The 17468-nt window shown below is 60.6% G+C and carries 19 protein-coding genes; 9 read left to right on the top strand and 10 right to left on the bottom strand.

Going from position 1 to position 17468, the window contains the following annotated elements:
* Positions 1 to 87 precede the first annotated feature (87 nt).
* From def to truA, 3 genes are read left to right on the top strand one after another with little or no spacing between them, the layout of a single operon-like run.
* Positions 88 to 600, top strand: a complete 513-nt coding sequence (def, locus tag BTE54_RS02560; RefSeq protein ID WP_003503724.1) for a peptide deformylase — start codon at positions 88 to 90, stop codon at positions 598 to 600.
* Positions 601 to 645: 45 nt separating this feature from the next.
* On the top strand, positions 646 to 1581 hold the full coding sequence (fmt, locus tag BTE54_RS02555) for a methionyl-tRNA formyltransferase (RefSeq protein ID WP_078051325.1): 936 nt from the start codon (positions 646 to 648) through the stop codon (positions 1579 to 1581).
* Positions 1581 to 2384, top strand: coding sequence for a tRNA pseudouridine(38-40) synthase TruA (truA, locus tag BTE54_RS02550; protein ID WP_078051324.1), 804 nt, complete (start codon positions 1581 to 1583; stop codon positions 2382 to 2384). The genes fmt and truA overlap by 1 nt, the downstream gene beginning before the upstream one ends.
* Before the next feature lie 22 nt (positions 2385 to 2406).
* Here the strand turns inward: truA and BTE54_RS02545 are convergent, their stop codons facing one another.
* From BTE54_RS02545 to dapD, 3 genes are read right to left on the bottom strand one after another with little or no spacing between them, the layout of a single operon-like run.
* Positions 2407 to 3003 carry a hypothetical protein gene (locus BTE54_RS02545; RefSeq protein ID WP_003520047.1) on the bottom strand — a complete coding sequence of 199 codons (597 nt, stop codon included), beginning with the start codon at positions 3001 to 3003 and terminating at the stop codon, positions 2407 to 2409.
* Complete coding sequence (dapE, locus tag BTE54_RS02540) at positions 2987 to 4183, bottom strand: succinyl-diaminopimelate desuccinylase (RefSeq protein WP_078051323.1); 1197 nt, start codon at positions 4181 to 4183, stop codon at positions 2987 to 2989. Before dapE ends, BTE54_RS02545 begins: the two co-directional genes overlap by 17 nt.
* A 15-nt stretch (positions 4184 to 4198) precedes the next feature.
* Positions 4199 to 5053: a 2,3,4,5-tetrahydropyridine-2,6-dicarboxylate N-succinyltransferase gene (gene dapD, locus BTE54_RS02535; protein WP_059759385.1), complete on the bottom strand. Its 855-nt coding sequence runs from the start codon at positions 5051 to 5053 to the stop codon at positions 4199 to 4201.
* A 144-nt stretch (positions 5054 to 5197) separates the two neighbouring features.
* Between dapD and BTE54_RS02530 the strand changes: the two genes are divergently transcribed.
* Together BTE54_RS02530 and BTE54_RS02525 are read left to right on the top strand one after the other, a co-directional pair.
* A complete protein-coding gene (locus BTE54_RS02530; protein WP_065654856.1) occupies positions 5198 to 6058 on the top strand; it encodes a TIGR00730 family Rossman fold protein in 861 nt (286 codons plus the stop codon).
* Positions 6059 to 6224: 166 nt separating this feature from the next.
* Positions 6225 to 8558, top strand: coding sequence for a methyl-accepting chemotaxis protein (locus BTE54_RS02525; RefSeq protein ID WP_078051321.1), 2334 nt, complete (start codon positions 6225 to 6227; stop codon positions 8556 to 8558).
* Positions 8559 to 8628: 70 nt separating this feature from the next.
* Here BTE54_RS02525 and BTE54_RS02520 read toward each other — a convergent pair whose 3' ends face one another.
* Complete coding sequence (locus BTE54_RS02520) at positions 8629 to 9573, bottom strand: nucleoside hydrolase (protein WP_065654563.1); 945 nt, start codon at positions 9571 to 9573, stop codon at positions 8629 to 8631.
* A 206-nt stretch (positions 9574 to 9779) separates the two neighbouring features.
* On the opposite strand from BTE54_RS02520, the gene BTE54_RS02515 reads away from it, so the two are divergent.
* Both BTE54_RS02515 and BTE54_RS02510 read left to right on the top strand, forming a co-directional pair.
* Positions 9780 to 10205, top strand: coding sequence for an Hsp20 family protein (locus BTE54_RS02515; protein WP_003520041.1), 426 nt, complete (start codon positions 9780 to 9782; stop codon positions 10203 to 10205).
* Positions 10206 to 10261: 56 nt separating this feature from the next.
* Entirely contained in the window at positions 10262 to 10519 is a 258-nt protein-coding gene (locus BTE54_RS02510) for a DUF1150 family protein (protein WP_003520040.1), read from the top strand.
* 41 nt (positions 10520 to 10560) lie between these two features.
* Here BTE54_RS02510 and BTE54_RS02505 read toward each other — a convergent pair whose 3' ends face one another.
* Together BTE54_RS02505 and BTE54_RS02500 are read right to left on the bottom strand one after the other, a co-directional pair.
* Positions 10561 to 11178 (bottom strand): EF-hand domain-containing protein, encoded by a 618-nt coding sequence (locus tag BTE54_RS02505; protein ID WP_078051320.1) that lies wholly within the window; start codon positions 11176 to 11178, stop codon positions 10561 to 10563.
* 100 nt (positions 11179 to 11278) lie between these two features.
* Positions 11279 to 11992: a pyrimidine 5'-nucleotidase gene (locus BTE54_RS02500; RefSeq protein WP_078051319.1), complete on the bottom strand. Its 714-nt coding sequence runs from the start codon at positions 11990 to 11992 to the stop codon at positions 11279 to 11281.
* A gap of 106 nt (positions 11993 to 12098) precedes the next feature.
* Here BTE54_RS02500 and BTE54_RS02495 point away from each other — a divergent pair, with 106 nt between their 5' ends.
* Positions 12099 to 13016 (top strand): DMT family transporter, encoded by a 918-nt coding sequence (locus BTE54_RS02495; RefSeq protein WP_078051528.1) that lies wholly within the window; start codon positions 12099 to 12101, stop codon positions 13014 to 13016.
* A gap of 46 nt (positions 13017 to 13062) precedes the next feature.
* On the opposite strand, the gene argB is transcribed toward BTE54_RS02495, so the two are convergent.
* Positions 13063 to 13947, bottom strand: coding sequence for an acetylglutamate kinase (gene argB, locus BTE54_RS02490; protein ID WP_003503698.1), 885 nt, complete (start codon positions 13945 to 13947; stop codon positions 13063 to 13065).
* A gap of 270 nt (positions 13948 to 14217) precedes the next feature.
* On the opposite strand from argB, the gene BTE54_RS02485 reads away from it, so the two are divergent.
* Entirely contained in the window at positions 14218 to 14595 is a 378-nt protein-coding gene (locus tag BTE54_RS02485) for a hypothetical protein (protein WP_078051318.1), read from the top strand.
* 12 nt (positions 14596 to 14607) lie between these two features.
* Here the strand turns inward: BTE54_RS02485 and yihA are convergent, their stop codons facing one another.
* Genes yihA through rnpA form a run of 3 tightly spaced genes read right to left on the bottom strand, consistent with a single transcriptional unit; the run spans position 14608 to position 17443 of the window.
* Positions 14608 to 15261: a ribosome biogenesis GTP-binding protein YihA/YsxC gene (yihA, locus tag BTE54_RS02480; protein WP_078051317.1), complete on the bottom strand. Its 654-nt coding sequence runs from the start codon at positions 15259 to 15261 to the stop codon at positions 14608 to 14610.
* Positions 15258 to 17060, bottom strand: coding sequence for a membrane protein insertase YidC (gene yidC, locus BTE54_RS02475; RefSeq protein WP_078051316.1), 1803 nt, complete (start codon positions 17058 to 17060; stop codon positions 15258 to 15260). Before yidC ends, yihA begins: the two co-directional genes overlap by 4 nt.
* A complete protein-coding gene (gene rnpA, locus BTE54_RS02470) occupies positions 17060 to 17443 on the bottom strand; it encodes a ribonuclease P protein component (RefSeq protein WP_065654558.1) in 384 nt (127 codons plus the stop codon). The genes yidC and rnpA overlap by 1 nt, the downstream gene beginning before the upstream one ends.
* Between the last annotated feature and the right edge of the window lie 25 nt (positions 17444 to 17468).

The following is a 17468-nucleotide window of genomic DNA, read 5'->3' as shown; positions in this document are numbered from 1 at the left end:
AAATGAGTCGGGCGGGACGGATGCCGGAGGCTGATTGAACCTCGTGTTTTTTATTTCCTCCGCGCAAGAGATACGTTATGGGAAGCCATGACCATCAAACCGCTTATCATTTTGCCCGATCCCGTGCTGCGCCAGCAATCGAAGCCCATCGAAAAGGTGGATGCCGAGGTGCTGCGTCTTGCCGACGACATGCTGGAAACCATGTATGATGCGCCGGGTATCGGCCTCGCCGCCATTCAGATCGGCGTGGCGCGCCGCATGCTGGTGATCGACGTTGCGCGTGAAGGCGAGGAAAAGACCCCGATCGTCTTCATCAATCCGGAAATCCTCAAGGTGTCGGACGATGTCTCGACCTATGAAGAAGGCTGCCTCTCCATCCCCGATTATTACGCCGAGGTTGAGCGTCCCGCGTCGCTCACGGTGCAATATGTCGGCCGTGACGGCAAGCAGCAGACGGTCGAGGCGGACGGCCTGCTCGCCACCTGCCTGCAGCACGAGATCGATCACCTGAACGGCGTTCTCTTCATCGACCATATTTCGCGGCTGAAGCGCGACATGGTCATCAAGAAATTCACGAAAGCGGCCCGCGCAAAGATCTGATCCGTCCTCTGTGGACCGGAATGGACGACGGGGCAGGGGGCGACGATGGCTCTTCGCGTCATTTTTATGGGTACGCCGGATTTTTCCGTTCCCACCCTGCGTGCACTGGTGGAGGCCGGCCACGAGATTGCTGCGGTCTACACCCAGCCGCCGCGTCCCGGCGGCCGCCGTGGCCTCGATCTGCAGAAGTCACCGGTGCATCAGGCCGCCGAACTGCTGGGCCTGCCTGTGCTGACGCCGGTGAACTTCAAGGCAGAGGAAGACCGACAGCAGTTCAGGGATTTCAATGCCGATGTTGCGGTCGTCGTGGCTTACGGTCTGCTGCTGCCGGAAGCGATCCTCAGCGGCACGCGCCTTGGCTGTTATAACGGCCACGCCTCGCTGCTGCCGCGCTGGCGCGGCGCTGCCCCCATCCAGCGGGCGATCATGGCCGGCGATGCCGAGACCGGCATGATGGTCATGAAAATGGAAAAGGGGCTCGATACCGGCCCCGTCGCGCTGACCGCCAGGGTCACGATCGATGAGAACATGACCGCCGGAGAATTGCACGATAGCCTGATGCTGGCCGGTGCGCGGCTGATGCGGCAGGCTATGGACAAGCTGGAAACCGGCGACCTGCCGCTCGTCACGCAGGCGGAAGAAGGCGTGCTCTATGCCGCGAAGATCGACAAGGGCGAGACCCGCATCGATTTTTCGAGGCCGGCGCAGGACGTGCATAACCACATTCGCGGCCTTTCGCCGTTTCCCGGTGCATGGCTGGAAATGGACATTGGCGGCAAGGCGGAGCGCGTAAAGGTTTTGGCCTCTGCACTGGCAAGCGGTATGGGAGAAGCGGGTGCGGCGCTCGATGATGCCCTTACCATTGCCTGCGGCAGCGGCGCCGTGCGGCTCACCCGTCTGCAGAAGGCGGGCGGCAAGCCGATGTCGGCGGCCGATTTCGTGCGCGGCACACCGGTTCCGACCACAACGAGGCTCGGCTGATGCCACGTTTCCGCATGACCGTCGAATATGACGGCACGCCTTATTATGGCTGGCAGAGACAGGATAACGGCCCCTCGGTTCAGGGTGCGCTGGAGGCTGCGGTTCGCTCGTTGACGGGAGAGAGCGTCTCCATTCGCGGCGCCGGCCGCACCGATTCCGGTGTGCATGCCGTCGGGCAGGTCGTCCACGTGGATCTTTCCCGAGACTGGGAGCCCTACAAGCTTCGCAACGCGCTCAATGCGCATCTCGCCATGGCGGGTGAAGCCGTGGCCGTCCTCGATGCTGCTTCCGTGACCGAGGATTTCGACGCCCGGTTTTCCGCCCTTCGTCGGCACTACCTTTACCGCATCATCTGCCGCAAGGCCCGGCTGGCGCTGGAGCACAAGCGGGCATGGTGGGTTTCGAAGGACATGGACCATGAGCGCATGCATGAAGCCGCCCAGATGCTCGTCGGCCGGCATGATTTCACGACCTTCCGCTCCGTGCATTGTCAGGCGAACAGCCCGGTGCGCACGCTCGACCGGCTGGATGTGACGCGCACCGGCGATCTCATCGAGATACGTGCGACCGCGCAGAGCTTCCTGCATAACCAGATCCGCTCTTTTGCGGGCACGCTGAAACTGGCGGGCGAAGGCACGACGACGCCCGAGGATGTGCGCGCCGCACTGGAGGCGCGCGATCGCAAGGCCTGCGGCCCGGTCGCACCGCCGGACGGTCTCTACTTCATGCAGGTGGATTATCCCGACGTCATTCCGCCGCGTCGCAGGTACCCTGAAGCCGATATGGCTGAGGACGCGGATTGACCGCTAAAACCCACGCCGGCTCTCAGGCCGGATAAACGCCGAGAAAACGCTGCAGCGCTTCTGACAGAAGCATGCCGGGCACCAGCAGCGTCATGACGATGGCCGAGACGAGCAGTGACTGGTCGCGGATGAAGAACCGCACAATTCGCGAGAAGGCGAAGACCAGCGACAGAAGCAGCGCCAGCCAGAGAATGGCGATCAGCCCCTGCAAGGGCGGCAGGAAGAATGCGATCAGGATCAGAACCGCATAGGCGTAGGAAAAGGGCAGCGACAGCCAGTTCATGGTGGTGACGAGCGGCGCGAATTTTTCCCGTGCGCCGAAGGCAAACAGCAGCATGCCGATCAACAGTAGCGGCACGATCCAGCAGATCGCCTCGACCATTGCCAGACGAAAGAAGAAGATAAAGCCCGTTCCGGTGCCGGGCGGATAGCTGGCGAGGAAGGCGGCGCGCAGCCACAGCCAGGAAACCAGCATGGCGGGCAGGCACCAGAGGGCGGAATAGAAGGACCGCCACATGCCGCGCTCTGAAAGGTCCAGATAACGAGCGCCATTATGGTCGCCGAGCAGCAGAAGCCACAGGCCCGTCAGATAGAGCCTTATTTCACTCGCCGTCGGCATGGGCGAACCAGCGTTCGATAAAGGTCTCGTAAATGCGCGTCAGCGTCTCGAGATCGGCAACCGCCACACGCTCATCGACCATATGCATGGTCTGCCCGACGAGGCCGAATTCCACCACCGGGCAATAATCCTTGATGAAGCGTGCATCCGAGGTGCCGCCGGTGGTCGAAAGCTTCGGTTCCTTGCCCGTCACGGCTTCCACCGCGCCGGAAAGCGACGAGATGAGGGCATTGTTCCGGGTAAGAAAGACATGGGCCGGGCGGTCGGCCCAGACGATATCGTATTTCACCGGTGCACGGTCGGGGCGAAGCTCGCCTTCCGCCGCGGCGGCATCGAGGCGGCGGATGATTTCCGCGCGCAGGCTCTCTGCAGTCCACGTATCGTTGAAACGGATGTTGAAGGAGGCCGTCGCCCGCGCCGGGATTACATTGGTGGCGGCATTGCCTGTATCGACGGTCGTTACTTCCAGATTGGAGGGCTGGAAATCGTCGGTGCCATGATCGAAGGGCGGATGCATCAGCGCATGGGTCAGTTGCAGCAGCCCGCGAATGGGGTTGTCGGCGAGATGCGGATAGGCCGCATGGCCCTGCACGCCATGGACCGTGATGCGGCCGGAAAGCGATCCCCGGCGCCCGATCTTGATCATGTCGCCAAGCTGGTCGGGATTGGTCGGCTCGCCCACCACGCAGGCATCCCAGGTCTCGCCCTTGGCGGCCGCCCATTCCAGCAGCTTGGAGGTGCCGTTGATCGACGGGCCCTCCTCATCGCCTGTAATCAGGAAGGAAACGGAGCCCTGCGGTTTGCCGTGTTTTTCAATATGGCGGGCGATGGCGGCAACGAAACAGGCGATGCCGCCCTTCATGTCCACTGCACCGCGACCGAACATTTCGCCGCCGGCGATTTCAGCCGCAAAGGGCGGATGGCTCCATGCGGCCTCATCGCCCACCGGAACGACATCCGTATGGCCGGCAAACATCAGATGCGGACCTTCGGTGCCGAGCCGGGCGTAAAGGTTCTCCACGTCAGGCGTTCCCGCCTCGCTCGCCACCATCCTGTCCACCTGGAAACCAAGCGGTGAAAGCAGGGTGTCGAGCAGGGAAAGCGCGCCGCCTTCCGCAGGCGTCACCGAAGGGCAACGGATGAGGGCGGCGAGATTGGCAACGGGATCGGTCGTGGTCATGGCAGTCGCTTTATATCAGTCGCGCAGAAGCTCATTGATGCCGGTCTTGGAGCGGGTCTTTTCATCGACGCGCTTGACGATGACGGCACAATAAAGGCTCGGGCCCGGTTCGCCGTTCGGGAAAGGCTTGCCCGGCATGGTGCCGGCAACGACGACGGAATAGGGCGGCACTTCGCCATAGGTGATCTCACCGGTGGCGCGGTCGACGATTTTGGTGGACTTGCCGATGAAGACGCCCATGCCGAGAACGGCGCCTTCACGCACGATGCAGCCTTCGACGACTTCCGAACGGGCGCCGATAAAGCAATTGTCCTCGATGATCGTCGGGCCCGCCTGCAAGGGCTCCAGAACGCCGCCGATGCCGACGCCGCCGGAGAGGTGCACATTCTTGCCGATCTGCGCGCAGGAGCCGACGGTTGCCCAGGTGTCTACCATCGTGCCTTCATCGACATAGGCGCCGAGATTGACGAAGGAAGGCATCAGCACCACGTTCTTGGCGACATAGGCGGAGCGGCGCACGACGGCGTTCGGCACGGCGCGGAAACCGGCGGCGCGGAACTGGTTTTCGCCCCAGTTTTCGAATTTCGACGGCACCTTGTCCCACCAGGTGGATTCGCCCGGTCCGCCGGTAACAATCTCCATGTCGTTCAGGCGGAAGGAGAGAAGCACGGCCTTTTTCAGCCACTGGTTCACCTTCCAGTTTCCGTCAGCCTGCTTTTCGGCCACGCGTGCCTTGCCGCTATCGAGAAGTTGAAGAGATGTGTCCACGGCGTCGCGAACCTCGCCCTTCGTCGATACGTTCACACCATCGCGGTTGTCGAAAGCGGTTTCGATGATGGTTTCGAGGGAGGTGAGATCCGTAAGGCTCATGGAAAATTCCTTAAAGTCGCGTGGTGTTCGTGGTCACGGATGGTCCCGCGCCGCTGGAAGGCTTTGGTCATTTGATCTAAGGGAGTGTTGGAAAGGCGTCAATGTGATTTGGGTGATTTGGCGCGTCAGACGAAAGGCATGGAAATGACACGACTGAAAAACGGCAAGTTGCGGCGCAAGGACGGGGTATGGGACCCGTTGAAGCGCAGTGCCGTGGACAAGCAGCAGGCCGAGGTCGTTCAAAAAACACCGCAGTCGGATTCCCCGTCCTATCGCCTCGCCTATGTGGACATGGATTTCCTCTGCCGCGAGGAATTGCGCCCCGTCAGGCTTCAACTGGAACTGCTGAAGACGGAAATGGCGCTGACCGAGCGCGGCATCAAATCCACCGTCGTCATGTTCGGCGGCGCCCGCATTCCCGAACCCGGCGGCGAAGCCTGGGCGGCGCGCAATGAGACGCAGAAGCGCAATCTGGAGCAATCCTCGGTCTATTACGACGAAGCGCGCAAATTCGCTCGCCTTTGCACCGACTACGGCGCGAAATCCGGTCACCTGGAATATGTGGTTGTCACCGGCGGCGGTCCCGGCGTCATGGAGGCGGGTAACCGAGGCGCCATGGATGCCGGAGGACCCTCCATCGGCCTCAATATCGTCCTGCCGCACGAACAAGCGCCCAACCCTTATGTAACGCCGGAACTGAGCTTCAATTTCCACTATTTCGCGATCCGGAAAATGCACTTCCTGATGCGGGCGAAGGCCGTGGTGGTTTTCCCCGGCGGTTTTGGTACGCTGGATGAGCTTTTCGAGGCTTTGACGCTGATCCAGACCAAGCGAATGGCCCCGATCCCTCTCATTCTTTTTGGAGAAAAGTTTTGGCGATCCGTCGTCAATTTTGAGTTTTTGGCGGATTTCGGCACCATCGCTCCCGAGGATATGAATCTCCTGCACTTTGCCGAAACGGCGGACGATGCCTGGAAAATCATTTCCGACTACTACGAACATTGAAGATGCACGGCGCGGCGAAGTAATATTAGGGCTTAATTAGCAATCATATTCTAATTTTGCCCCGTCGCGCTGCAGCGCACTGTCCCATGCGGACGGGCCTCCATGACGGAGATTGTCATCCGTTGACGTCAGCTCCTTCGGGTTGACGATTTCCATTGGGGCCTAAATGTTCAATCTCAAAGTGAAGTCGCTTGCGACCAAGCTGATCCTCGTAACCGGCTGTGCCATCACCACGGTTCTCGTTGCATCCAATTCTTTCCTCATCTCCCAGACCAGTGAGCGCGTGCACGCGCTGACCATGGATCAGGCCAATACGGAAGCCCGCGCCATCGCCAACGTAATCGCCGCCGATGTCGGTGAACTTGGCAGCGCCGCGCGCTCCATGGCCGGCGTCATCGGCCGTGCGCATCAGGCGAAATCGATGGATCGCCCCGGCATCGTCAACATCCTCAAGGCCAATGTCGAGCAGAATGCCTTCGCTTTCGGAAGCTGGTTCTGCGAGCAGCTCGGTCTCTTTGACGGGCAGAGCAAGGAGATTGCGGGCAGGCTTGATCTCGGCACCAATGAAAACGGTGCGTTTGCGCCCTATTGGTCGAAGACCCAGAAGGGCGACATCCAGTTCTCGACCTTCAAGAATGATTATGCGGCGGAATGGTATGCGCTCGCTTCCAAATCCGGTAAGGGCGCCATTACCCAGCCCTATCTCGCAGAGGGCACGGAAGTACCCACAACCATGACCTCGCTTGCCTATCCGGTCATGTCGGACGGCAAGATGATCGGCGTGGCGGGTGTCGATATTTCGCTGGCCTCGCTGTCGCAGAAGCTGCAGGCGCTGCACCCTTTTGAGACCGGCCGCGTAACGCTCGTTTCGCAGGGTGGCCAGTGGCTGGTGCCGCCGACGCCCGCGCAGAACATGAAAGCCTATGACGGAGACGGTGCAAGCACCGTTCAGGCGGCGATCACGTCCGGCAAGCAGGGCCTCATCGAAAATCTCGGCCTCGATACGGACGCGCCCTATAATCGTCTCGTTTATCCCTTCGCCGTTCCGGGTCTCAACGCGACCTGGGTGGTGCTGGTGGATATTCCCCATCAGGCCCTGAACGCACCGGTTCAGGAACAGACCTACATGATGATCATCGGCGCGATCGTCATTCTCGCCGCCGTCATCACCGCGCTTTATTTCGCCGTGCGCCATTTCGTCCGCAATCCGCTTGCCTCCCTGGTGTCCGACGTCAGGACGCTGAGCGACGGTCGCTACGATGTGCCCGTTTCCGGACAGGAGCGCCGGGATGAAACGGGTGCCGTGGCTACTGCGCTTGAAGGTTTCCGCGCGAAGCTTGCCGGCATCCGCGAGATGGAGGCCGAAGCCGAGGCCCAGCGTGGTCACGCGGAAACGGCGCGCCAGCGCTCGGAATCCGAGCGTACTGAAAACAGCCGGATGCAGCAGCACATTGTCGGCGTGCTGGGTGCTGGTCTCAATGCGCTTTCGCAGGGCAATCTCACCTACCGCATCGAGGACGAGTTCCCCGGCGAATATGCGAAGCTGCGCGAAGACTTCAACTCGGCGCTTGCGAGCCTTGAGGAAACGGTTTCCACCGTCAACGCAACCGTCGTCAGCATCGGCAACGGCACGGGCGAGATCACCCGCGCCGCCAGCGATCTTTCGCATCGCACGGAACAGCAGGCTGCAAGCCTGGAAGAAACCGCTGCCGCCCTCAATGAGCTGACCGCGCAGGTTAATTCCAGCGCGGAAAACGCCGCAGAGGCGGCCGGAGCCGTCAGCCATGCCTGCGACGATGCGGGCAAGTCGGGTGAGGTCGTGCAGCAGGCCGTGAATTCCATGGAAGGCATCGCGCAATCCTCGGCCGAAATCTCGCGCATCATCGGGGTTATCGACGAGATCGCCTTCCAGACCAACCTCCTGGCGCTGAATGCGGGCGTGGAAGCCGCCCGTGCCGGTGATGCCGGTAAGGGCTTTGCCGTCGTCGCACAGGAAGTGCGCGAACTGGCGCAGCGGTCCGCCACTGCCGCCAAGGAGATCAAGGGTCTCATCAACACCTCGGCCATGCAGGTGGGCGAGGGCGTCCAGCTGGTCGGCAAGGCCGGTGAGACGATGAAAAAGATCGCCGATCAGGTTCTGCAGATCAACCAGTTGATACGGCAGATTTCCGCTTCCGCCAGCGAGCAGGCAGTCGGCCTCAAGGAGATCAACTCCGCCGTCACCCAGATGGATCAGGTGACCCAGCAGAATGCGGCGATGGTGGAAGAAACTACCGCTGCGAGTGTGACGCTGAACAGCGAGGCCGAAACGCTGAAGTCGCTCGTTGCCGGTTTCTCTGTTTCCGGCGGCCATTCCAGCCAGCAACTGCGCGCCACGGCGGCGGCAATGCGCGCACCCGCCGCTCCGACCCAGGCGTCGGGCCGCCCGGCCGCGCCCCGCGCCCGTCCGAGAACCAGCGGCGCAAACGCGCTGGCGCAGGATGACTGGACGGAATTCTGACGCGCCATTTCCGTCTCAAATAAAAAGGGCCGCTGGTATCGCCAGCGGCCCTTTTTCATGTCCGCTTCCGTTACAGACGGGCGAAACGTTCCGTCAGCAATTCGAAGAAGCCGTCGGCATCCACATTGCGCATCACGCGGGCATTGGCGGGTCGTTCGGTAACATTCCACCAGTCCACCACGGTCATGCCCATGGTGAGTTCCGAATGGACCTCGATTTCGACATTGCACTCGCGACCCTGAAACAGTTCGGGTTTGACGAGATAGGCAATGACGGTCGGATCATGCAGCGGGCCGCCGTCCGAGCCGTATTTTTCGATATCGAAACGCTCGAAGAATTCCAGCATTTCCGCCATGGCGATGGCCGGCCGCGTGCCAATGTCGCGAATGCGGCTGACCCGAGCCTTGGTTGTCAGCAACTGATGGGTGACGTCGAGCGGCATCATGACGATCGGCATGCCGGAGCGGAAGACGATATCGGCGGCCTGTGGGTCGACATAGATGTTGAATTCCGCCGCCGGGGTGATGTTGCCGCCCTCGAAGAAGCCGCCGCCCATCATCACCAGTTCCTTGACGCGGTCGGCGATTTCCGGCGCCTTCAGGAGCGCCAGCGCCACATTGGTCAGCGCGCCGAGCGTGCAGAGCGTTACGGTGCCGGCGGGTTCCCGCATCAGCGTTTCGATGATGAAATCGACCGCGTGCTGCTTTTGCGCTTCCATGGTCGGCTCATCGAGAACCGGGCCATCGAGGCCGGTGCTGCCGTGAACGTGCTCTGCGGTGATGGGCTTGCGCACCAGCGGCTTCTCGGCGCCCTCATAGACGGGAATATCGGTGCGGCCGCACAATTCGCTGATGATGCGGATGTTGCGGCTGGTCAGCTTCAGCGGAACGTTGCCGGCGACGGCGCACAATCCGAGAATGTCGATTTCCTCCGGGCTTGCGAAGGCGAGCATGATTGCCGCCGCGTCGTCCTGGCCCGGATCGGTGTCGATAATGATTTTTCTGCGTTCTGCCATGTCTTGCCCGCCGTTGAGATGAGCGCTTTTTTCGAGCGGCGGGTGCTCACTTGTCAAGCCTCATTCCCCGGTGTCCCCTTTGCTCGTCGCCGCGTCTTGCGTATTGCGGTTGTGCTTCCCATATTGCAGGGGCCGGTGCGACTGACCGGCGAGGTTGCCGGAAGCGGGACCGCGAAACGTCGCTTGGTTGCAAGGACAAAAGAGACATGAGCCGCATGACGCCATTCACCCACCCGCTTTTGCTGGGTTTTGATGCCATGGAAAAAACGCTGGAGCGCATGGCGAAGGCCAATGACGGCTATCCTCCCTATAATATCGAGCGCCTGCCGGGTAGCGGCGATGTGCCGGAACGCCTGCGCATCACCATCGCGGTTGCCGGTTTCTCGCAGGACGATCTGGATGTGACGACGGCCGATAACCAGCTCGTCATTCGCGGACGCCAGCAGGAACAGGAGAAACGCGATTTTCTCTATCGCGGCATCGCGGCCCGCCAGTTCCAGCGGGTGTTCGTGCTTGCCGATGGCATGCAGGTCAGGGAAGCGCGTCTGCGCAACGGGCTTCTTTCCATCGATCTGGTGCGGCCGGAAATTTCAAACGTGGTGAAGAAAATTAATATTTCCGTCTCAGAGTAGAACGTGAACGCCGGAATCCGACACGAATCGCTCGGCGTGAAGAAGGAGGCTGAAATATGCTGTTGAAAGAAGCGCATGCGCGTCTCACCCAATCCCAGCTCGCCCATATCGGCGAAGGAGAAGTGGGATATATCCGCAAGATCCGCGCGGAAGACGTCAGCCGCTGTTTCCCGGAAGCGCCCGATCTCGATCCGCAATTGGACCTTTGGGCGCTGTTCGGTGCAGATGGTACGCCGATCCTCCTGACGGACAACCGGTCCAGTACGTTTTTCAAGGCTGCCGAAGACGATCTCCAGACCGTCAGCCTGCATTGAAGAAAAAAGCCCGCTTTTGAGCGGGCTTTTTCTTTAGCGGGTTAAAGGAACGGGCGGTCCGGCATGTCGTCGATGGAGATGACGCCGTCCTTGTTCTTGTCCAGCCGTTCGAACATCTTTTCGCCGGCGGCGGTGAATTCGGCCTTGCTGACCTGACCGTTCTCGTCGGTATCGGCCCAGCGGATCAGCGCGAAACCTGCGCCCTTGCCGCCATGCTTGCCCCAGCCCTGATGGCCGAAACGGCCGCCATGTTCGCGCTCGGCATGTCTTTCGGCGCGCTTGCCCTGGGGGCCCTTGCCGTCTTCGGCTTTGGCGTCCTCACGCTCGGGGCGCGGATTGGCGGCGCGGAAAGCTTCCATCTTCGCCTGACGATACTCACGCATTTCCTTCGGCGTGATCGAGCCGTCCTTGTCCTTGTCGATCTCGGTGAAGAGCGCGTCCTGACGGGCGGCGAATTCCTCCTTGGAAATCTTGCCGTCCTTGTTGCTGTCAGCCACCTTCAGCAGGTGAACGAAGGCCGCTTCCTGGCGGATCGGCATGCGCTCGCCATGGCCTTTGCCCGGAGCGGGTGGGGCGGCGAAGCTTGCCGTCGCGGCCGTGCCGATCAAAAGGGCTGCGCCAAGAGCAGACAGGGCGATTTTTCGTGTGGTCATCGTCATTACCTTTCTTTGGTGTCCCTGAAGAGAAGATAATGACGTCCAGCACGCCTCACCACTTAAACATCCGTAAGGTGCATGAAGCTTCGGTAATGTTCGCTGCTCAGCCTGCGATGGTTTTCGTCAGGAAGCCGGTCAGGTCGTCGGTGATGTAGTCGATATGCGCATCCGTGGCCGCTGGGATTTCCCAGCGTTCCATGATGACGCCCTCGAGATTGGCGGGGACGAGCAGAACGGTCTTCATGCCGAGCGCCTTGGGCGCCGCGAGATTGCGCGGCAAATCCTCGAACATGGCGGCTTTTTGCGTGTCGAGTTTCGCAAGCGCCGCGAACTTCTCATAGGTCGCGCTGGCCGGTTTCGGCAGATAGCCCGCAGCGACGATATCGAAAATATCCTCGAAATGATCGAGAATTCCGAGCGCACCGGCCGCCGCCTGCGCATGTTTGACGCTGCCGTTGGTAAGGATGAATTTGCGGCCCGGCAAAGCCTTGATCGCCTCGCCGAGTTCCGGATGCGGCTTCAGCGCCGAATAATCGATGGCATGGGCGCGTTCCAGAAACTCGTCCGGGCTGATGCCGTAGTGGATCATCAGGCCCTGAAGCGTCGTGCCGTGGTCATGATAATAGCGCTTCTGCAGCGCCCGGGCCTCGTCGGGATCGAGCTTCAGAAGCTCCGCCACATAGGCCGTCATGTTACGGTCGATCTGCGAAAACAGATTGATGTGATGCGGATAGAGCGTGTTGTCGAGATCGAAGACCCATTCGCTCACATGGTCGAAATCGGCGGCTTCGGGCAGGTTTTTCGGCTTTGTGTCCATGGGCTGCTTTATGCCCGTTTCGAAGGCCGAAGAAAATCGAAAAGACGACGATTGATCAGAAAATCGGGCTTGGCTGGGGCCTCCGGTGCATGATACCGCCAAGGCCATGGAACTCTGGATAGGCATCACTTTCGCAAGCGCGTTCTTGCAGAACCTGCGCTCGACCCTGCAAAAGCACCTCAAGGGCATGATGGGCACCACGGGCGCGACCTTCGTGCGCTTCGTTTTCGGCATGCCTTTCGCTCTCGCCTATCTTGCTTTTCTGCATTTCGGGCTCGGCCGCCCTCTGCCGGTGCCGAACATGTCCTTCGCCGTGTGGGCGACGGTCGGCGCCATGGCGCAGATCGCCGCCACCTTCCTGCTGGTGCACCTGTTCTCCTTCCGTAATTTTGCGGTTGGAACGGCCTATTCCCGCACCGAGCCGGCGCAGGCGGCGCTGTTTGCGCTTATTTTCATCGGGGAAAGCGTCAATGGCGGCACATTGGCGGCCATCGCCATCACGGTCGCCGGCGTCATGCTTATTTCGGTGGCGCGCACGGAAGTCACGCCCGCTTCCTTCTTCACGTCGATCTTCAGCCGGACAGCGGGTATCGGCCTTGCCTCGGGGGCTTTCTTCGGCCTGTCATCGGTTGCCTACCGGTCGGCGTCGCTCGCGCTTGCACCGAGCCTTCCCGCTCCGGACGCGATGATGCAGGCGGGCTTTACCCTCGTTGTCGTCATCGTCATGCAGACGGTTTCGATGTTCCTGTGGATCGTCTGGCGCGAGCGGGAAGAGTTGCGGCGCATCGCGAAGGTATGGAAACCGTCGCTGGCGGTCGGTTTCGTGGGCGCTACGGCCTCGTTCGGCTGGTTCACGGCGATGACCCTGCAGCAGGCCGCCGTGGTGAAGGCATTGGCGCAGGTGGAGATGCTTTTCGCCTTCGCATCGACCGTGCTTTTCTTCAAGGAGAAGATCAACCGGCTCGAACTGTCCGGCTGCCTGCTGATTGTCGTGGGCGTGCTGTCACTTTTGGCATTCGGCTGAATGCCAGTTGTGGCGGACCGGCTTGCCGTCCGCCACCTGAAGCCTGTCAGGGCACGATGAGCGTGCCGGCGCCTTCCGTGAAGATTTCCAGAAGGACGGAATGCGGCGTCTTGCCGTTGAGGATCACCACGCCCTGAACACCGGCCTTGATGGCGTCGATGCAAGTCTCGACCTTTGGGATCATACCGCCGGAAATCGTGCCGTCCTTGATGAGCGCACGCGCCTGCGAGACGGTGAGTTCCTTAATGAGTTCCTTGTTCTTGTCGAGAACGCCGGGAACGTCGGTGAGAAACAGCAGACGCGAGGCGTGAAGCGCACCCGCAATCGCGCCGGCGAAGGTATCGGCGTTGATATTATAGGTGGCGCCATCGCGGCCAGGCGCGACCGGGGCGATGACCGGGATCATTTCCGACTTGGCGAGCAGGTCGAGCAGGGTGCGGTCGACTTCCGTGACTTCGCCGACAAAGCCGAGATCGAGCACACGTTCGATATTGCTGTCGGGGTCGATGACGGTCTTTTTCGCCTTTTCGGCAAAGACCATGTTGCCGTCCTTGCCGCACAGGCCGATGGCCCATTCGCCCGTCTGGTTGATGAGGGCGACGATTTCCTTGTTGATCGAGCCGGCCAGAACCATTTCGACGATCTCGACCGTCTTGGCGTCGGTGACGCGCAGGCCGCCCTCGAATTTCGATTCGATGCCCATCTTGGTCAGCATCGCGCCGATCTGCGGGCCGCCGCCATGCACGACGATGGGGTTGATGCCCGATTGCTTCAAAAGGGCGATGTCTTCCGCGAAAGCCTTACCGAGCGTGGAATCCCCCATGGCGTGGCCGCCATATTTCACCACGATGGTCTTGTTCTCGTATTTCTGCATGAAAGGCAGAGCCTGTGCGAGCAGCCGCGCCTGAGTTTCGCTTTCGGAAGACGTCATCTAAAAACCTCGGTCTGTGGTTGCGGCTGTTGAAAGCCTGTCACCGCTCTAAAGCAAGTCTTTGACGGATGAAATAACCTCCTGGCCTTATTGTGTCGGCAGCGGTCAAATTTCTTTTTTTTGGCTGTCCCGGCCCCGTAATGAGATTGACATAAAGGCCCAATGGGACCAGCCTTCCATGGAAAGGGGAGGGGTTAATTCAGGGCGACATGGGATGTCGCGCGCCGCGGGAGCGATGCTGACCTGAACGACCGAGGAGCGAGAGACCACATGACGGCACCCGATAGAGACAAGCAAAGCGGTTTGCGGGATGAAGTCCTTGCGGGCGAATATGTGCTGGGTGCCCTGCCGCCGGAAAGCATGGCGGAGCTTGCCAAGCGCGTCAAACGCGACCGCCAGTTCGCCGCCATGGTCAGGCGCTGGCGGGACAATCTGGCGGAAACCGAACATCGCGAAAACGCGACCGTCGCCGCGCTGCTGGAACGGGAGCCAAGCCGCTCCGGCCTGCCATTCAGGGGCCAGCCGTTACGGGGTGGCAGCATGTTCGCAGCCATGCTTTCGGAGGTCTGGCATTCCGTGCGCTTCTGGCGCCTTCTGGCGTTGACGGCGATGCTCTGGACCGCCGTTCTGCTTTTCACCATCGCCTGAGAGGCGTGTCTTTCAAAGAGAGATCGTTCTGACGATCTCGGCCCGCAGGCTATCCAGCCCGAATGATTTTTCCGAGGATGTGGCGAGAACTTCCGGATAGGCGGCGGGACGCTTGCGGATTTTCTCCAGCGTTTCGCCGATCAGCCGCGGAACGCCGGCATCCTTGATCTTGTCCGTCTTCGTCAGCACGATCTGGTAGGAAACGGCCGCCTTGTCGAGCAGGGTCAGAACCTCCTCGTCGTTCTTTTTCACGCCATGGCGGGAATCGATCAGCACGTAAACGCGCTTCAGCGTCGCACGGCCGCGCAGATAATCGAAGACGAGCTTGGTCCAGGCATCGACCTGATCCTTCGGGGCCTGCGCATAACCGTAACCGGGCATGTCGACCAGCGCCATCGGCGGCAGGTCGCCAGCTTCGCCGGAATAACCATCCGGAACGAAATAGTTCAGTTCCTGCGTGCGTCCGGGCGTATTGGACGTGCGGGCAAGCCCCTTGTGGCCCACCAGCGCATTGATGAGCGAGGACTTGCCGACATTCGAACGGCCGGCGAAGGCAATCTCCGGCGGGCCTTCGGGCGGCAGGAATTTCATTGCGGGAACGCCGCGAATGAAAATCCAGGGTCGCCCGAACAGGGGCTTTTCGGTTGTCGTGCCGGTCTCACTCATTTCGATTGCACCGGCTTTCGCTTGAACAGCCCCTTGATGTTATCGAACAGCTCGATCTTGGCGCCCTGGCGCTTCATGATGACGGCCTGCTGGGTGATGGAGAGCGTATTGTTCCATGCCCAGTAGATGACCAGACCGGCCGGGAAGGAGGCCAGCATGAAGGTGAAGATCAGCGGCATCCAGTTGAAGATCATCGCCTGCGTCGGATCGGGCGGCGTCGGGTTCATGCGCATCTGCAGGAACATGGTGATGCCCATGACAAGCGGCCAGACACCGATCATCAGGAAGTGCGGCACATCATAAGGCAGAAGGCCGAAGAGATTGAACAGCGACGTCGGATCCGGCGCGGAAAGGTCGTGAATCCAGCCGAAGAACGGCGCATGCCGCATTTCGATGGTGACGTAGATGACCTTGTAGAGCGCGAAGAAGACCGGGATCTGCAAAAGCATCGGCCAGCAGCCGGCAACAGGATTGATCTTCTCTTCCTTGTAGAGCTGCATCATCGCCTGCTGCATGGCCATGCGGTCATCGCCATGCTTGGCCTTCAGCTCTTCCATCTTCGGCTGCACGCGCTTCATGTTCGCCATGGAAGCATATTGCTTGCTGGCGAGCGGGAAGAAGAGAGCCTTGACGACGATGGTGGTGAGCAGGATCGCCACGCCGAAATTACCAAAATAACGGAAGAAGAAATCCATCAGTTTGAACATCGGCTTGGTGATGAAGTAGAACCAGCCCCAGTCGATCAGAAGGTCGAACTTCGGAATGGCGTAGGTCGTCTCGTAACGGTCGACCAGCGGCACTTCCTTGGCGCCGGCGAAAACGAGGCTCTTCAGCTCGATCGACTGGCCGGGCTCGACCGTCAGCGGGTCGCTCTTGAAATCGGCCTGATAGCTCGGCTGATTGCCGGTGATGTGCGAATAACGGGTCTCGAACGGCGTCGTCTGTGGCGGAACGATGGCCGCGGCCCAATATTTGTCGGTGATGCCGAGCCAGCCGCCGGTCGCCTTGGCAACCGTTACCGGTGCTTCCTCGACGTCCTTGTATTTTTCTTCCGTCAGGCTGCCGTCTTTGCCCGAAACGCCGAGGAAACCTTCATGGATGACGAAGACCGGGGGGACTGCGGGCTTGTTGTTGCGCGTCACGCGGCCATAGGTGGCAAAGGAGATCGCCGCCTGTCCGGGGTTCTCCACCTTGTCGGCGACCGAGATCATGTAATGCTCGTCGATCGAAACCGTACGGGAGAAAATCACGCCCTTGGAATTGGTGTAGGTGAGGGTGACCGGGGTGGTTTCCGTCAGCTTTTCGCCGCTTGCCAGCGTCCACACGGTGGTCGGGCCGGGAACGCCGCCGACTTCCTGTGCTGCAACGTAACCGAGTTCGGTGAAGTAACCGTCCTTGGTGTCGGAGGGCGAGAACAGCGTGATGATCGGGCTCGAGTCATCGACGGTCTCATGGTAGTCCTTGAGCCGGATGTCATCGAAGCGGGCGCCGGTAAGGTTGATCGAGCCGGCGATGGCGTTGGTCTCGATGGCCACGCGCTGGGTTCTTGCAATCGACTCTTCGCGGGTCGCCGTGGCGGCAGTCTGCGGTGAGGAGGCGGGCGGTGCGCCTTCAACGGCAGCACCTGGTGCGGCGCCCGGCGCCGGCTGCTGTTGCTGCGTCGTCTGCTGCTGCGCCTGGCGGGCCTCTTCGGCGCGGCGCTGCTGCTCGATACGCGGATTCATGTAAAGGAATTGCCAGGCGAGGACGATGACAACCGAAAGGGCTATCGCGATGAAGTAATTACGGTTCTTTTCCATCATTCTTTCCTGGAGCGGGTCTCCTGGGACCGTTTCGGTTTCGCCGTTCCTTCAATTCGCTCGTTAAGGAGAGACTGAAGTTTCGGGAAGGCCGTATCGAGCACGTCCCTGCGGGCGACAATCACATAGTCATGACCGGGCTTCATTGCGAATCCGGCAGAAAGCCTGACGGCTTCCTTGAGACGGCGGCGCATGCGATTTCGCTCTACCGCGTTGCCTTGTCTTTTCGTTACGGTAAAACCGACGCGAGGCTCGGTTTCCGGGGTTTTCCGGTCAAGCACTTCCAGAAGAAAGGTGCCTCCCCGCCGTTTTTCTCCTGCCTGAACGGCAAGGAAATCCGACCGGTTTTTAAGCCGGCCGGGCAGTTTTCCTGTCTTACTCATGTGCCCGCGACTTTCACCGGGTCAC

The organism is Agrobacterium sp. YIC 4121 (assembly GCF_002008205.1).
Lineage (GTDB): Bacteria > Pseudomonadota > Alphaproteobacteria > Rhizobiales > Rhizobiaceae > Agrobacterium > Agrobacterium leguminum.
This window is presented reverse-complemented; position numbering and strand designations above follow the sequence as displayed.

Coding starts and splice junctions, on each gene's coding strand:
- dapD (WP_059759385.1), bottom strand. CDS start 5,053: ATGAGCCTTACGGATCTCACCTCCCTCGAAACCATCATCGAAACCGCT.
- argB (WP_003503698.1), bottom strand. CDS start 13,947: ATGACGTCTTCCGAAAGCGAAACTCAGGCGCGGCTGCTCGCACAGGCT.
- BTE54_RS02525 (WP_078051321.1), top strand. CDS start 6,225: ATGTTCAATCTCAAAGTGAAGTCGCTTGCGACCAAGCTGATCCTCGTA.
- BTE54_RS02495 (WP_078051528.1), top strand. CDS start 12,099: ATGGAACTCTGGATAGGCATCACTTTCGCAAGCGCGTTCTTGCAGAAC.
- BTE54_RS02530 (WP_065654856.1), top strand. CDS start 5,198: ATGACACGACTGAAAAACGGCAAGTTGCGGCGCAAGGACGGGGTATGG.
- BTE54_RS02545 (WP_003520047.1), bottom strand. CDS start 3,003: ATGCCGACGGCGAGTGAAATAAGGCTCTATCTGACGGGCCTGTGGCTT.
- BTE54_RS02505 (WP_078051320.1), bottom strand. CDS start 11,178: ATGACGATGACCACACGAAAAATCGCCCTGTCTGCTCTTGGCGCAGCC.
- def (WP_003503724.1), top strand. CDS start 88: ATGACCATCAAACCGCTTATCATTTTGCCCGATCCCGTGCTGCGCCAG.
- fmt (WP_078051325.1), top strand. CDS start 646: ATGGCTCTTCGCGTCATTTTTATGGGTACGCCGGATTTTTCCGTTCCC.
- BTE54_RS02500 (WP_078051319.1), bottom strand. CDS start 11,992: ATGGACACAAAGCCGAAAAACCTGCCCGAAGCCGCCGATTTCGACCAT.
- dapE (WP_078051323.1), bottom strand. CDS start 4,183: ATGACCACGACCGATCCCGTTGCCAATCTCGCCGCCCTCATCCGTTGC.
- yihA (WP_078051317.1), bottom strand. CDS start 15,261: ATGAGTGAGACCGGCACGACAACCGAAAAGCCCCTGTTCGGGCGACCC.
- BTE54_RS02515 (WP_003520041.1), top strand. CDS start 9,780: ATGAGCCGCATGACGCCATTCACCCACCCGCTTTTGCTGGGTTTTGAT.
- truA (WP_078051324.1), top strand. CDS start 1,581: ATGCCACGTTTCCGCATGACCGTCGAATATGACGGCACGCCTTATTAT.
- rnpA (WP_065654558.1), bottom strand. CDS start 17,443: ATGAGTAAGACAGGAAAACTGCCCGGCCGGCTTAAAAACCGGTCGGAT.
- yidC (WP_078051316.1), bottom strand. CDS start 17,060: ATGGAAAAGAACCGTAATTACTTCATCGCGATAGCCCTTTCGGTTGTC.
- BTE54_RS02485 (WP_078051318.1), top strand. CDS start 14,218: ATGACGGCACCCGATAGAGACAAGCAAAGCGGTTTGCGGGATGAAGTC.
- BTE54_RS02520 (WP_065654563.1), bottom strand. CDS start 9,573: ATGGCAGAACGCAGAAAAATCATTATCGACACCGATCCGGGCCAGGAC.
- BTE54_RS02510 (WP_003520040.1), top strand. CDS start 10,262: ATGCTGTTGAAAGAAGCGCATGCGCGTCTCACCCAATCCCAGCTCGCC.